Source organism: Rahnella sp. RFA10(1/100), assembly GCF_004195115.1.
Taxonomy (GTDB): domain Bacteria; phylum Pseudomonadota; class Gammaproteobacteria; order Enterobacterales; family Enterobacteriaceae; genus Rahnella; species Rahnella perminowiae.
Window position 1 is genome coordinate 202,982 of record NZ_SEWR01000003.1, and the last position, 14,528, is coordinate 217,509.

General features: G+C 50.0%; 14 protein-coding genes. 9 read left to right on the forward strand and 5 right to left on the reverse strand.

Translation table 11 applies throughout. From position 1 onward, the window contains the following. Positions 1 to 58: 58 nt before the first annotated feature. Positions 59 to 1,399 carry a hypothetical protein gene (locus ETV65_RS11430; protein WP_129952968.1) on the forward strand — a complete coding sequence of 447 codons (1,341 nt, stop codon included), beginning with the start codon at positions 59 to 61 and terminating at the stop codon, positions 1,397 to 1,399. 1,125 nt (positions 1,400 to 2,524) lie between these two features. Here ETV65_RS11430 and ETV65_RS11435 read toward each other — a convergent pair. Next, the gene (locus tag ETV65_RS11435; RefSeq protein ID WP_129952969.1) at positions 2,525 to 3,307 is read right to left on the reverse strand and encodes a DeoR/GlpR family DNA-binding transcription regulator; all 783 of its coding nucleotides are present in this window, start codon (positions 3,305 to 3,307) and stop codon (positions 2,525 to 2,527) included. Positions 3,308 to 3,586: 279 nt separating this feature from the next. Between ETV65_RS11435 and gatZ the strand changes: the two genes are divergently transcribed. The 7 genes from gatZ to ETV65_RS11470 all read left to right on the forward strand — a co-directional run bounded on the left by gatZ (position 3,587) and on the right by ETV65_RS11470 (position 9,865). Further along, on the forward strand, positions 3,587 to 4,882 hold the full coding sequence (gene gatZ, locus ETV65_RS11440; protein WP_129952970.1) for a tagatose-bisphosphate aldolase subunit GatZ: 1,296 nt from the start codon (positions 3,587 to 3,589) through the stop codon (positions 4,880 to 4,882). Continuing rightward, positions 4,875 to 5,357 (forward strand): PTS galactitol transporter subunit IIA, encoded by a 483-nt coding sequence (gene gatA, locus ETV65_RS11445; RefSeq protein ID WP_129952971.1) that lies wholly within the window; start codon positions 4,875 to 4,877, stop codon positions 5,355 to 5,357. Before gatZ ends, gatA begins: the two co-directional genes overlap by 8 nt. Positions 5,358 to 5,432: 75 nt before the next feature. Then, a complete protein-coding gene (gatB, locus tag ETV65_RS11450; RefSeq protein ID WP_129952972.1) occupies positions 5,433 to 5,717 on the forward strand; it encodes a PTS galactitol transporter subunit IIB in 285 nt (94 codons plus the stop codon). A gap of 3 nt (positions 5,718 to 5,720) precedes the next feature. Further along, on the forward strand, positions 5,721 to 7,088 hold the full coding sequence (locus ETV65_RS11455; RefSeq protein WP_129952973.1) for a PTS galactitol transporter subunit IIC: 1,368 nt from the start codon (positions 5,721 to 5,723) through the stop codon (positions 7,086 to 7,088). A gap of 42 nt (positions 7,089 to 7,130) precedes the next feature. Beyond that, positions 7,131 to 8,183: a galactitol-1-phosphate 5-dehydrogenase gene (gene gatD / locus ETV65_RS11460; protein ID WP_129952974.1), complete on the forward strand. Its 1,053-nt coding sequence runs from the start codon at positions 7,131 to 7,133 to the stop codon at positions 8,181 to 8,183. A 1-nt stretch (position 8,184) separates the two neighbouring features. Continuing rightward, positions 8,185 to 9,039, forward strand: coding sequence for a tagatose bisphosphate family class II aldolase (locus tag ETV65_RS11465; RefSeq protein WP_129952975.1), 855 nt, complete (start codon positions 8,185 to 8,187; stop codon positions 9,037 to 9,039). A 121-nt stretch (positions 9,040 to 9,160) separates the two neighbouring features. Beyond that, positions 9,161 to 9,865, forward strand: coding sequence for a GNAT family protein (locus ETV65_RS11470; protein WP_129952976.1), 705 nt, complete (start codon positions 9,161 to 9,163; stop codon positions 9,863 to 9,865). Positions 9,866 to 9,917: 52 nt separating this feature from the next. Here the strand turns inward: ETV65_RS11470 and ETV65_RS11475 are convergent, their stop codons facing one another. From ETV65_RS11475 to ETV65_RS11485, 3 genes are all read right to left on the reverse strand, one after another. Next, a complete protein-coding gene (locus ETV65_RS11475) occupies positions 9,918 to 10,451 on the reverse strand; it encodes a GNAT family N-acetyltransferase (protein WP_129952977.1) in 534 nt (177 codons plus the stop codon). Positions 10,452 to 10,503: 52 nt separating this feature from the next. After that, entirely contained in the window at positions 10,504 to 11,601 is a 1,098-nt protein-coding gene (ada, locus tag ETV65_RS11480) for a bifunctional DNA-binding transcriptional regulator/O6-methylguanine-DNA methyltransferase Ada (protein WP_129952978.1), read from the reverse strand. A gap of 96 nt (positions 11,602 to 11,697) precedes the next feature. Then, the gene (locus tag ETV65_RS11485; protein WP_129952979.1) at positions 11,698 to 12,219 is read right to left on the reverse strand and encodes a GNAT family N-acetyltransferase; all 522 of its coding nucleotides are present in this window, start codon (positions 12,217 to 12,219) and stop codon (positions 11,698 to 11,700) included. Positions 12,220 to 12,304: 85 nt separating this feature from the next. Here ETV65_RS11485 and ETV65_RS11490 point away from each other — a divergent pair, with 85 nt between their 5' ends. Next, the gene (locus ETV65_RS11490) at positions 12,305 to 12,859 is read left to right on the forward strand and encodes a helix-turn-helix domain-containing protein (protein WP_129952980.1); all 555 of its coding nucleotides are present in this window, start codon (positions 12,305 to 12,307) and stop codon (positions 12,857 to 12,859) included. On the opposite strand, the gene ETV65_RS11495 is transcribed toward ETV65_RS11490, so the two are convergent. Continuing rightward, on the reverse strand, positions 12,843 to 14,528 hold the full coding sequence (locus ETV65_RS11495; RefSeq protein ID WP_129952981.1) for a M28 family peptidase: 1,686 nt from the start codon (positions 14,526 to 14,528) through the stop codon (positions 12,843 to 12,845). The genes ETV65_RS11490 and ETV65_RS11495 overlap by 17 nt on opposite strands.

Consider the following 14,528-nt stretch of genomic DNA (forward strand, 5'->3'; position numbering starts at 1 on the left):
CAGTTAGTTGTCTAACTTTGACAATACGTAATTAAATTTTTTCTTCAAGGGGTTATAAATGGATTTTATTGATGAATTTGAAGATGTTATAAAAGCAGGTGTCAATGGTAATATTGATGGAACATTATTGAACGCAGATAAAGATTTTATCTATGAATTTGCAGAAACCTTAAACTTAGTCATAAGATACTATTTTAGATATGACGGTAAACCTAATGAGAATTTTTCATTTATTGCAAATTCATCTTTAAGTGGTGGTAGTTTCCCATGTGCTGCTTCAGAGTGTAGATTAAACAAACTTGATCAACTTGCATCATTTTCCTCATTATATTCAGATGAAGTTTATATTCAGAACCCGTTCGAAGAGATTGTTCTAAGGGGACGTGGGGGCATTAACTTAACAGCAAGACATGAAATAATATCTGGGATATATAATTACATCCATCTAAAACCACTAATTAAAAGAGGGATAATTAAATACGCCCAGAACATGGTTTCACTTTGTAACAATCATCGTATTAATCTTGCTGAGCCAATTGCTAAAAAAATACAACAAAAAGAGGATAAACTTTATAATTTACTACATGATTTTTTGCTGGATACTTGCGAGGTCACTCTATCATTAACGCATGATAAAAAACCGTTTTTTGAAATAAAGAGCTCTACAGAGTTTATAGATCATGGTGTTTCATACTTTCATCTTATGGAGCCATTTGGCGACTACATTGATCATCTATGCACCAAAGAAATGCCGTATGTATTCACAAAAAATGAAATAAAAAACGAGCATATTTTAAGATTGATAATAACCCCTCTAATAAAGGATCTTTCAGATCAAGAATGGCATTCAGCTTTCTATGGAACATCATACTTATGCGATAATCAGATTCAAATGGATATAGCAAGTAAATTAAACAACCCAGTTTACAAAGCCAATTCAACTTCATTCAACCAAGCTTTAAAACATTATTTACCTTCTATTAAAAGCAGAAACTTAGAATATATTCTAGATCTAAGAAACAGAGAAGAAGAAGCTTTTAATGTATATAGAGACAAGATAAACACAATGTTTAGGAAGAGCGCTGACTGGAATCAAAAAGATATATCCGATGCTTTTAAAGATCAAATACTTCCAGAAATACATATCATTGAGAAGAAAGTTAAAGATTGGAAAGAAAAGACAAGGAGTGGAATTAAAGACAAATTAATAATAGGTACGGGTACGGTTTCATTTGGGTTATATTCTGGCATATTGCCACACGATATTAGCCATCTTCTTGCAGCGGTAGGTGGGGGAGCCGCTGTTGTAAGCACCCTAATTGATTATAGTAAGACCCTAAAGGGTAAAAATGAAGCACGCTCAAATGATTTTTACTTTCTATGGCAGGCTAAGAAATAACCCAAGTAGTACACTACCACCATCGCGCGGGCAATTCTCCCCGCCTGCCCGCTGCTGACTTAGCTCACTGGTTTTAATGCATGAAATAAAACCTCTGAAGCCCGTATAGCAGGGGGGTTAGAGCCATTTTGAGCACTCCCGAATGCATGCAAAACCATGCACCCTATGCATGCAGAGCTCGCTAGGGACAGACTAGCCAGAGAAAAGGCTGTCAGGAGGGAGGGTTTTGCACCGTATTAATGAAAAATGCCGCCTTATTCGAAAGCGGCATTACAGCCTGATGCGCTGATTTTAAGGCCTGTTTTTGCATACATAAAATAACCGCTGCTTATTTGAAAGGGAAAACCTACAAAACAGTCAATAATAACAAAGGATGCAAACTCTGTTAAAAAAGCAGCGCTCAGCAGTCCGATTGGGAGCCTTAATAATCTTATCGAGAAATCAATGCGGTTCTTTGAAGAAGTTACGTTACCCTTATGCCAGCCCGAACTGATTATTGCGTATAGTAACGGAATGAACTCACATTCAGCAGCAAGGTTAATGAGCGATCATTTTGGGAAGGGGTGTAAACCTCAATATGTAAATCAAAGTAGCTACTACGCTACGTTCAGTTTTATGGCTCGTTTCAAACTATCAGATGTTCCTGTCATCGGTATACGGCATATGTCACGCTTCAAACCTGACCTACAGCTCATCCGTAAAGCCTGGGAACTCCAACAATTATAATTAATAAAAGTCTCAGGTTTACGCACCTTATTTTCGGAATCGGTTTATATTCAGGCATACACCACTACGCTTTTTTATTATTTGAAAAAAGCCAACTATTTATCTTAATTTCCCGAAGCCCGTTATCACCAGATAAGCCCGTTAACGCAAATAAAGCCGCACCCCGAAAGGATTTGCGGCTTTCTTATTGCTTCTCAACGTTCAGTCGCCTTCACTCCCCCGCTGTCGCAGGAACCTTTCTCTGCGGCAATTTTTGGATACAGCTTCCACTTATGAATAGCTGTTACTGAAACGCCTACGTTTTTCCCCGCACATCTGCGCAACCCTCAGATCTGCCTGTTTTATTGATTCGTCAGCAGTCGTAAAGTCTGCACGGTTGATGGCGGAAGCGGCTAAAAATCAGACGACAATAATCTCTGTAGAGGTTTGTTTAAGCGCCCGTTGCACATCATCGCTGATACCGGTGTCAGTAATGATGGTGTCGATTTTTTCCATAGGGAGCACCAGGTTATAGCCGCGTCGTCCAAATTTGGTGGAATCTGTGACCACCACGACCCGCTGAGCAGCATCGGCCATGATACCGCTGATGCTATAGCCTTCATTAAATGTGGTGATCCCTGTTGCCGCATCCAGGCCATCAGCGCCGACAAACATGAGGTTTGCGACGATACCCTGCAATGCATATTCCGTAATGTTGCCATGCAGTGAGCGCGTTTTGTGACGCAGTGTTCCCCCGCAGACAACCAGCGTGATATCCGGGTTTTCGGATAACACAAAGGCAGCAGGTAAGTTATTAGTAATGACAGTGATATCACCCGCTTTCACCAACTCTTCAGCCAGCAGCATGGTGGTGCTGCCGCTGTCGAGGATCACGGTGTCACCCGACTTAACCAACCCTGCGGCAGTCTGAGCGATGCGTTTTTTCGGATCGCTGGCGTGAAGGTAACGCTCTTCCAGAACCATTTCATCCAGCGGTTTGTCGTGACCTGCCGTTTCTCTGGCAGTCCGCTTTGCCGCACCGCCATGAAAACGACTGAGCGCACCTTTTTGTTCCAGCAAACTCAGGTCAGAACGAATCGTAACTTCTGAAACTTCGAAAGCACTCGAAAGCTCAGCAACCAGAACACTGCCATTCTCATTCACTAAATCAATGATTCTATTGCGACGTTCATAAGTATTCATTATGGGTAATCCGAAAGGTCATATACCTCCCAGTGTAAACAAAAGGCACCTTAATGAGGAGTAAAAATTCCGCACGATGTGAATCACAGCAACTCCCGACAGGTTGCCGCTGCGCACGGCGATTTTATCTTTTCGTTTCACGAGATGCCTTCATAAACGAAAGTAATCGAATGAAATAAACTTACGAATTATTCCGATCATCATCACGAAATCTGCAAAACGCTATTGTTTGCCTTTCGGAAAGGTATGATCCTCTTCGGAAACAAACGGAGGCCTAAAATGAAAGACATTATTGCTAAACACAAGACAGGCGAAAGGATCGGCATCTGCTCAGTATGCTCTGCGCATCCGCTGGTGATTGAAGCTGCATTACGGGAAGATTTGCACACTGACCGCAAAGTGCTGATCGAGGCAACGTCCAACCAGGTCAATCAGTTTGGCGGCTATACGGGCATGCAACCCATTGATTTCCGAGATTTCGTTCTCGCCATTGCCGAGAGAATTGGATTCCCGTTACCGCGTCTGATTTTAGGGGGCGATCATCTGGGGCCAAACTGCTGGCAGCATGAAAACGCCGAAACAGCGATGGCAAAAGCACAAGACCTTATTGCGCGCTATGTCGAAGCCGGATTCAGCAAAATTCATCTGGATGCGTCCATGTCCTGTGCAGACGATCCTGTTCCTTTGGATCCTTTCGTCGTAGCTCAGCGTGCAGCGCGTTTATGTCAGGTCGCTGAAGAAGTGGCAACGCCACAGCAGAAAGCATTGCTGACCTATGTCATTGGCACTGAAGTTCCCGTCCCAGGCGGTGAGTCATCGGCGATCCAGCATGTTCATATCACCGAAACCAGAGATGCAAAAGCGACTCTGGAAATGCACCATCAGGCATTTCGCGAACTCGGGCTGAATGATGCCCTGGATCGGATCATTGCCATCGTGGTCCAGCCCGGCGTTGAATTCGATCACAGCCGCGTGATTCATTATCAGCCCGATCTTGCTCAGGAGCTGTCAGCTTATATTGCTGCCACACCTCTGGTTTATGAAGCCCATTCCACCGATTACCAGACCCGCGATTCCTACCGCAGTCTGGTGAAAGATCACTTCGCTATCCTGAAAGTGGGTCCTGCACTGACTTTCGCTTTGCGGGAAGCCGTTTTTTCCCTGGCCAACATTGAACAGGTATTGATTGCGCCAGAGTGCCGCAGCCAGATCCTGACGGTTATTGATGGCGTCATGCTGGATGAGCCCGGTTACTGGAAAAAGTATTACAACCCGACATTCAGCCTGTCACTTATCGATCTGCATTTCAGCTTATCCGATCGTATTCGCTACTACTGGCCTCATGTCCGTATCAACCGGGCGATGGACGTTTTAATGGCTAACCTGCGTTCAGTAGATATCCCGCTTGGTCTGCTGAGCCAATACCTGCCTGCTCAGTTTGAACGGGTGATGACCGGTGCACTTACCAGCGATCCGCATGAACTTATCATCGATAAAATTCAGGACGTTCTGCGCGCGTATCACTTCGGTTGCACGCCGTCGCAGACAGTATGTGAAGGAGTCTGCCATGCATAACTGCGCAATCTTCGTCAAAACCGGTATCAGTTTTGCGGATTATCACGAGGCACTCGCACACATCGGTGAACGTATGGTGCAGGAGGGCGTGGTGGAAACGACGTATCCGCAGGCGCTGATACATCGCGAGGCTGAATATCCAACCGGCATCCAGCTTGAACATCATGCTGTCGCCATTCCGCATTGCGAAGCTATTCATGCCCGCAGCCCGGCCATTTATCTGATCAGGCCAGATACCACAGTGGAATTTTTTCAGGCTGATGACGAAGGAACGATTCCCGCCAGACTCATCATTGCCCTGATTGTCACTCACCCGTCAGAACAGCTGAAGCTATTGCGTCAGTTATTCAGCCAGTTACAGGAACCTGTTTTTTTTGAACGTCTACTGACAGCTCCGGAAGAACAATTAGCCGCGCTTTTTGAACAGCACATTTTTCTGCCTGCTCCTGAGAAGCGATCCGCTGTGTGTACCTGAAAATACCATAAGCAATAACCCCGATGTCTTACCTACAAAAATAACATTTAAAACAATCTGTTAAGGAGCCTTACCGTGAAGCGAAAAATTATAGTCGCCTGTGGCGGAGCTGTTGCCACCTCTACGCTGGCAGCGGAGGAAATCAAAGAATTGTGTGAGGCACATGGCATACATGTGGATCTGGTGCAGTGCCGGGTAACAGAAATCGAAACCTATATGGACGGTGCTCATCTGATTTGTACCACCGCCAAAGTGGACCGGACATTTGGCAGTATTCCGGTTGTACATGGCATGCCGTTTATCTCCGGCGTGGGCATGGATACATTGCGCAAGCAAATACTGACCCTGTTACAGGAGTAAGTCATGTTTACCGACATCATGCGCTACATCCTCGATCTCGGCCCGACAGTCATGCTGCCTGGGGTGATCATCGTTTTCTCGCTGATATTAGGGATGAAACTTGGGGATTCATTTAAATCTGCCATTCACATTGGTATTGGTTTTGTCGGAATCGGTCTGGTCATCGGCCTGATGCTCGATTCCATCGGGCCTGCGGCAAAAGCCATGGCAGAGCATTTCGAAATTAACCTGCAGGTCGTCGATATTGGCTGGCCAGGCTCATCGCCAATGACCTGGGCATCACAAATTGCGCTGGTTGCTATTCCGATTGCAATCGGTGTGAACATTGTGATGTTGCTGACGCGTATGACCCGTGTCGTCAATGTGGACATCTGGAATATCTGGCACATGACGTTCACAGGCGCCATGTTGCACCTTGCTACAGGCTCTTACTGGCTGGGGATCATGGGGGTGATTTTACATGCCGCATTCATCTACAAGCTGGGCGACTGGTTTGCAAAGGACACGCGTGATTTCTTTAATCTGGAAGGCATTGCTATCCCACATGGTTCCTCAGCCTATCTCGGGCCGATCGCAGTCCTGGTTGATACCGTCATTGAGAAGATCCCGGGGCTGAACAAAATTCACTTCAGTGCTGATGACGTGCAAAAGCGTTTCGGTCCGTTTGGTGAACCGGTCACCGTCGGTTTAGTGATGGGGCTGATTATTGGTTATCTCGCCGGGTACGACGTCAAAGGCATATTGCAGCTGGCCGTTAAAACCGCTGCAGTCATGCTTCTGATGCCACGGGTTATCAAACCGATAATGGACGGTTTAACGCCTATCGCCCGTCATGCCCGTACGCGTCTGCAGGCCCGCTTTGGCGGACAGGAGTTCCTGATTGGTCTGGATCCGGCGTTATTACTGGGTCATACCGCCGTGGTTTCCGCCAGCCTGATTTTTATCCCTCTGACAATTCTTATCGCTGTGCTTGTTCCCGGAAATCAGGTCTTGCCGTTTGGTGACCTCGCCACTATCGGTTTCTTCGTTGCCATCGCGGTTGCCGTGCATCAGGGAAACCTGTTCCGCACGCTGATTTCGGGCTGCATCATCATGAGTATCACGCTGTGGATAGCCACACAGACCATTGATTTGCACACCCAGTTGGCCGCGAATGCAGGTGCACTCACGGCTGGCGGAAGGGTGGCTTCACTCGATCAGGGTGGCTCGCCGATCACGTATTTACTCATCCAACTTTGCACACTTAAAAACATCGCAGGGCTGACTATCATCGGCGTTATTTACGCTATCGGCGTATTCCTGACATGGCGTCGTGCACGTCAATTCACACAAACAGAAAAACGGGCAGCCGCTGCACTGGCTAACTCTTAACTTTCATCCCGGCGGGGCATTCCCCGCCTAAGGAACCTGACTATGAAATCTGTCGTTGTACATGCTGACAGCAGACTAACTGTTGAAGAGCAACCTGCTCCCACGCTGAGTGCTCCCGATGAAGTTCTGGTTCGCATTGCCTACTCCGGGCTGTGCGGGTCCGATATTCCGCGTATTTTCGCCAGCAGCTCACATTTTTACCCCATCACATTGGGCCACGAATTTAGTGGCCACGTCATCAGCGCCGGAGAAGATGTCACCGATTTACACGAGGGGGATGCCGTGACCTGCGTACCTTTATTACCCTGTTTTCAGTGCGAAGAGTGCCGTCAAACAGCGTATTCCCAGTGTAAGCACTATCAGTTCATCGGCTCCCGACGCAGTGGCGGCCATGCTGAATTCATTGTGGTTTCGCGGAAAAATTTATTCAAATTGCCGGAAAATTTTTCCCTCTTGCAAGGTGCTTTTCTGGAACCGCTCACCGTTGGTTTGCATGCACTGAAACTGGCAGGAGGTTGTCAGGGTAAAGAGGTAATAGTGATTGGCGCGGGCACCATCGGGCAATTAGTTATTCAGGCCGCCAGCGCGCTGGGCGCGAAATCGGTGACAGCCATCGACATCAATCCGCAGCGCCTTGCCCTGGCAGAAGAAACAGGCGCAAGCCACGTTTATAACAGCGCAACGTGCAATGCTGATGACATCCGCCAGCAAACTCACGAAAGGCGCTTTAATCAGTTGATTGTTGAAACGGCAGGTACGGCACAAACCGTGGCTCTGTCTCTCAATATTGCCGGCCCCAAAGCGCAAATCGCGCTGGTCGGCACCTTACACAAAGACCTGACGTTAGACGTCGCCACTTTCGGCCATATCCTGCGCAAAGAGCTGACTTTACTCGGCAGCTGGATGAATTATTCCTCTCCATGGCCGGGCAGTGAGTGGCGACAGGCCATTCAGCTTTTTACTGAGAATAAACTCAGTCTTGAACCCCTGATCGCCAGTGTTGCCCGTCCGCAAGAGTTTATCCGGGAGGTCGCCGCGCTGGCTGGCAAGCCGATGACAGGAAAGATTCTGCTGGATATGACAGGAGGCCGATAAAATGTATCTGATTTCTAACAGAGAAATGCTGCTCGCGGCTCAGCGCGGGTGTTATGCCGTTCCTGCTTTTAACGTACATAATCTCGAGACGGTACAAGTTGTTGCAGAAACGGCGGCAGCCATGAGTTCCCCGGTGATCCTTGCCGGAACGCCGGGGACATTCAGTTATGCGGGCACAGATTACCTGATCTCGATATGCCATGAGGCTGCGCGGAAGTATCGCATTCCACTGGCACTGCATCTGGACCATCATGAGGATCAGGGCGATATCGAAAGTAAAGTCCGGGCAGGCATCCGCTCCGTAATGATCGATGCGTCGCATTTCCCGCTGGCACAAAACATCCAACATGTGCGTGAAACTGTCCGGCTGTGTCATGCCTTTGATGCCAGTGTCGAAGCAGAACTCGGCCGACTTGGCGGACAAGAAGACGATCTGGTGGTAGAGGAAGGTGACGGTATTTTCACCGATCCCGTTGTGGCTAAGCATTTTGTTGAATCCACACGCATTGATTCACTGGCCGTTGCCATTGGCTCTGCGCATGGCCTGTATCAGGGGGAACCGAAGCTGGATTTCAGCCGCCTTGGGCAAATCCGCCAGCAGGTCGATATTCCGCTGGTGCTTCATGGTGCGTCCGGTATTCCTGAAAACATGATACGCCAGGCGATTGAACTGGGCATTTGCAAAGTCAATGTTGCCACCGAGCTGAAAATAGCCTTTGCCGGTGCGGTAAAAGAGTATTTTGCACGACATCCGGATGCGAATGATCCCCGCAAATACATCGTGCCCGGCAAACTGGCGATGCAAAAAGTGGTTGAGGAAAAAATCAGGATCTGTGGCAGTGCCGGGTGCTTATAACGGGCCTTTATTAATAAGCGGGTCAAACACCCGCTTTACAGATTTTTATTAAAGCGCCGGTTGCAGCCACCATTCCATTCTGATTTTATGGAAGTTCATTGATAGTAAAATGGAAACTGCTATGACCACCCTTAACCACTTTGGCCAACCCATTGGTGATGCCCTTCCCGACTGGCAACCCCGCGAACGACCTTCTCATGTTCAGCTTGATGGTCACTGGTGCCGCCTGGAACCTCTGAATACTGAACGCCATAGTCAGGATCTGTTTAAGGCCTGGCACAGCATTGATGATAACCGCGACTGGACGTATCTCTCCGTCGATCGCCCTGCGACCCAGGCTGATTGCGATCTGTTCATTTCCCAACAGGCCAGAAGTGAGGATCCGCTGTTTTTCGCAGTTGTCGATATACAGACACAACGCGCAGTCGGCAGCGTTTCCCTGATGCGTATTGATGCCGTGAATGGCGTGGCCGAAATTGGCTGGGTGAATTGGTCTCCGCTGATGAAACGAACACGTTTTGGCACTGAAGCGATTTACCTGCTGCAACGTTATCTGTTCGATACGCTGAAATATCGCCGCTGCGAATGGAAATGCCACAGCCTGAATGAGCCGTCAAAACTGGCCGCGCAGCGTTTCGGGTTTCAATATGAAGGGATGTTCCGTCAGGCCATCGTCAATAAAGGGCATAACCGTGACACCTGCTGGTATTCCGTTCTCGACTCTGAATGGCCAGCCTCAAAAACCGCGTTTGAACGCTGGTTAAGTGCAGAGAATTTCACTGCCGAAGGTCAGCAAAAGCAGCGACTGGAAGCACTGCGTCAGTGAAGATCGCCTGCGTTATTCACTGACGCAGGCAGTATTTCGCCGCGAAGGGGATTTACAGTGCAGTCAGCACGCTGATATCAGGCCACGCATAAATTATATTAGGTGAGCGCCAGAGAGGCCCGGCATCGGTATAGCGCCCGGCCTCCCTGCCTCCCAGGGCACGGTAAAAGAGGATGGCGGGTTCGTTACCTTCCACCACACCAAGCCCTGCGCCCCGGAAACCCTCACCGGCCAGATGTCTTGCAGCCTCAGCGATTAACCGCTTGCCGATTCCCTGACGTTTGAACAGCGGGGAAACATACAGGAATTTGATTTCAGCCATGTTGCCAAATTCCGGGTTTGAGGAAGCCGACGCCAGACAAAATCCGGCGAAGACGCCGTCAGTTTCTGCAATGAAAATACCCTGACCGGCTACGGGATGTGCAAATTTATCCTGCCAGAAAGCCTGACGGCGCGGGACATCAAGCGCCGAAAAGGCCTCCGCAGGAGCAAGTTCACGATAAGTATCACGCCAGATGGCAACATGTAATTGGGCAAGCGCGTCGATATCTTTGGGTTCAGCAATCCGTAAAGTGCAGGCTGGCACGGCATCCCTCATTATAAAAAATCCACGAAATCATTAAGTCTGCTCAGTATAGTCAGCCCTTCTCTTCCCGCGCCAGCAAACTTCGTTTTCGTTCCACGCCCCAGCGATAACCAGAAATATTGCCGCCGGTTTTCACCACCCGATGGCAGGGGATTGCAACTGCCAGCAGGTTCGCGGCACAGGCTCCGGCCACCGCGCGGACTGATTTCGGCGAACCGATTTTATGGGCAATTTCGGCATAACTGGCGGTGCTTCCCGGCGGGATATCACGCAATGCCTGCCAGACACGCTGCTGGAAAGCCGTACCGCGAATATCCAGCGGCAAATCCAGACCGATATGTGGCGCTTCCACAAAGCCGATGACCGAGGCAATTCGCCGCTCGAAATCCGGATCGCCACCCAATAATTCTGCCTGTGGAAAACTGTTTTGCAGTTCGTTAATCAGCTTCTCAGGATCATCCCCCAGCAAAATAGCGCAAATCCCCCGCTGACTTTCGGCGACCAGTATATCGCCCAGAGAAGATTTGCCGATGGCAAACCAGACGCGGACATCGCGACCACCTGATCGGAAATTTTGTGGCGTCATGCCCAGCGTCGCTGCAGAGGTTTCATAAAACCGGCCATCGGAAGGATAGCCCGCCGCATGGATCGCCTCGGTGACCGTCGCGGAATGTGTCAGGTTTTCGCGTACGCGTCGTGCCCGCTGCGCCTGTTGGTATTCTTTAGGCGTCAGGCCGGTTTGCGCTTTAAACAGGCGATGAAAATGATAGGCGCTGATGCCCACCCCGGCAGCCAACTGATTCAGCGTCAGCATGTCGGCTGATTGTTCCAGCAACCGGCAGGCCTGAGCCACGCGCTGAGCATGAAACTGCGCCAGTGACATCAGCCCCTGACGGCAGCGCTTGCAGGGACGAAACCCTGCCTGTTCTGCGGCTTCGGCATCATCAAAATAAAGAATATTTTCCGGATTCGGCTGGCGGGACGGGCACGAAGGTGCGCAGTAAATCCCCGTGGTTTTGACTGCATAAACAAACCTGCCATCAGCCTTTGCATCACAACTGACTACTGCCTGCCAGCGCGGATCCTGGCTCTGCACACGGGTGGAGTTTTCCCCTGTCTTATTTTTAACAACGCCTGTTTTATCTGACATTTTCTGCCTCACATTACCGACTGGATAACGGTCAGCATAAGCCGCCGTTAACACCCGTACCCTCCGGCTCTTGCTTTCTCATTCTGCACCAAGCATTCAGCCTGCAACCGGTTTTAAGGGCGTCTCGAGGATCATCTGATAAAAGGCCAGATCCAGCCAGCGATCAAATTTGAAAGCCGCCTGTTTAATCGTGCCGGCATGACTGAATCCATTTTTTTCGTGCAGGGCAATGCTGCCACTGTTAGCCGCATCAATGGCACCAATCAGAGTGTGTACGCCCCTCTCCCGCGCGACATCAACCAGCGCGTTCAGCAGGATTTTGCCCAATCCTTTGCCACGGTGATCTTTATGAATATAAATCGAATGCTCGACCGAATATTTATACGCAGGCCAGGCGCGGAACGTGCCGTAACTGGCAAAACCCAGCAACGCACCCTGTTCGTCCTGCAGTCCGATCACCGGAAAATTATGGGTCAGTTTAGTCGCAAACCAGGCTGTCATACTGTCGATGTGGCGCGGTTTATAATCATAAAGCGCCGTGGATGTCAGGATCGCCTCATTAAAAATATCCAAAATGGCCACAGCATGCTGGCGTTCAGTGCAGGTAATCATTTTCATCAGTCATTCCCGTTGGCTTCCGTTATGCGGTAAATTCCACTATAGTAGAATTAATTCCACAAAAGTAAACAACGGAACTGACCTTATGTCAATCGACCAATTGATCGCCACACGCCTGCAGGCTTTGCGAAAAGCGCAGGGTTTAAGTCTCGAACAACTCTCCGGCAGTTCGGGCGTCAGTAAAGCAATGATTTCGAAAATTGAACGGCAGGACAGCAGCCCGAGTGCCAGTCTGTTAGGCCGCCTCGCGGCCAGTCTGGGCGTTTCGCTGGCGCAGTTACTTTCAGAAGATAACGAACAGCCCGCCCCCTTGCGTCCGCTGGCGCAACAGGAAATCTGGCAGGATCCGGATATCGGTTATCTGCGACGTCAGGTAACCGCACATCAGGAAAACGGCGGCCCGGAACTGGTTGAAATCACGCTGCCCGCCGCCGCCCGCATCAGTTATCCTGGCTGGAATCATCAGGCCTATAAACAACGTTTATGGCTGGTAGAAGGGACGCTGACCATAGATTATGGTGCTGAAAAATATGCCTTATCGGCGGGTGATGCACTGACGTTTGGCGTGGATTTGCCCATCACATTCAGTAATCCCGGCGCTGAGCCTTGCCGGTATCTGCTGGTCATGAGCGACAAATAGCTTCCACATTTTCCAGCAGCGCCAGCGCACGGTCGTGCTGACGGCGAAAACGCGTCGTCATCATCAGCCACATTTCCGGTGAGGTATCTTCCCGCCGTGCAGCCAGTTCCTGAAAACCGGGGAAGGCACCGCCGCGATAACTCAGGTCGTAATGGAAATCGTCTACGGAGCTGTAACGCAGACGATGCAAACCGGCAATCGCCTGCTTCATCTGAGGCTGCCAGATCTGTGGCTCCGTCTGCCAGTTGGTGGTCAGTTCACTCAAAACAGGCTGTAATTGCTGTAATTTTTCAGCCACGGCGGAGAGATCAAATTCCGGTGAAACGCTGGCGGCCAGTTCTGCCAGTGATTGCTGTAAACCGTTCAGATACGTCAGCGGATCCAGCGGTAGCGCGGTCTGTGTCAGCAGACCTTCCAGCCAGTGCGCGTGGATTTGTGTATCGCGCCACAGAATATTCAGATCCACTTTATCGTAAGTGTCGTCTTGTGTGTGCCACCACCAGCCACCGCCACTGCCTGGCGACTGACTGGTTTTTTCAAGCGGGATTTCGCGAAAGGCAAAATGCAGCGGCACACCACAGCCCCAGAATGACTGATCGCCGCCTTTGCCCGGAGGGATAATGCACTGCGCCGGGTCGCCGGTCACGGCTTCCACCGCCGCATTTAAAAAGGTCTGTGATTCCGCACCGCTGGCATTGAGCACAATATTCACTGCATCCTGACACCCCGGTGAATCGACGTTAATGTGCGCCACGCAATGCTGTTTCAGTGACTGGCGGTAGTTATCGGCATACCAGGTGGAGCCTCCATAGCGGGCGTTAGAATGCCCGGGCCACCAGATAATCCGCAACCCGCGCAGCAACCTTTGCGGCTGCTGATGAAAATGGATGGCCATCGCCAGACAAAGCGCATTACCGGTCGCGTTGTCCGTAACCCCCTCATGCCAGGAATCGTAATGTGAAGAGAGGAGTACGAATTCCGGCGTACTGCCGGGAATATCCACCACCGGCATGCTGCATCCGGCGACGTGAAAATTCAGTTCCGTGGCAATTTCCAGCCTCATCAGCGGATGTTGCTGTAACTTCTTTAACAAATGCTGACCGTCCTGGTGATTAACGGAAATCACCGGCAGGCGCGGATAACGCAGAAAATCATCCGGTTCGGGCGTTCCCCAGACCGGTCCGACAGTTTCTTCATGCAACGCTGTTTCAGCCGAGCCCCAAATATGAATAAGTCCGGCGGCACCTGCGGCACACAGGCGTTGTACATAATCTTCAAAACCCTGGCCGGCAATCACGATTTTGCCTTTTACCTCCTGCGCCCAACGTTGCCATTCATGATCCGTACGTGATTTACAGGCACCGGCATCGTAATAGCCGTGCCCCTCCACGCCCTGCGGGCAATGTGCCGAGAATGAACGGGTTTTGGCATTGCACTGCCATTGCGGAAACTCAGGCAGACGCAACCTTCCGGCCAGCGGATCGCTGAGATACAGCGGGCAATGCAACAGCCGCGCATCCAGACCTTGCTCCTGCAACACAGACACCATGTGCTGCGCCGCCCGCTCCGCATCATCGCAGCCGGAAAGCCGGTGCAACGTGGAAAATTCACGCAGCAGCCCATCCATCAGGGGTAATAAAAATTCACGAACCGGCTGGCGCAATCCCAT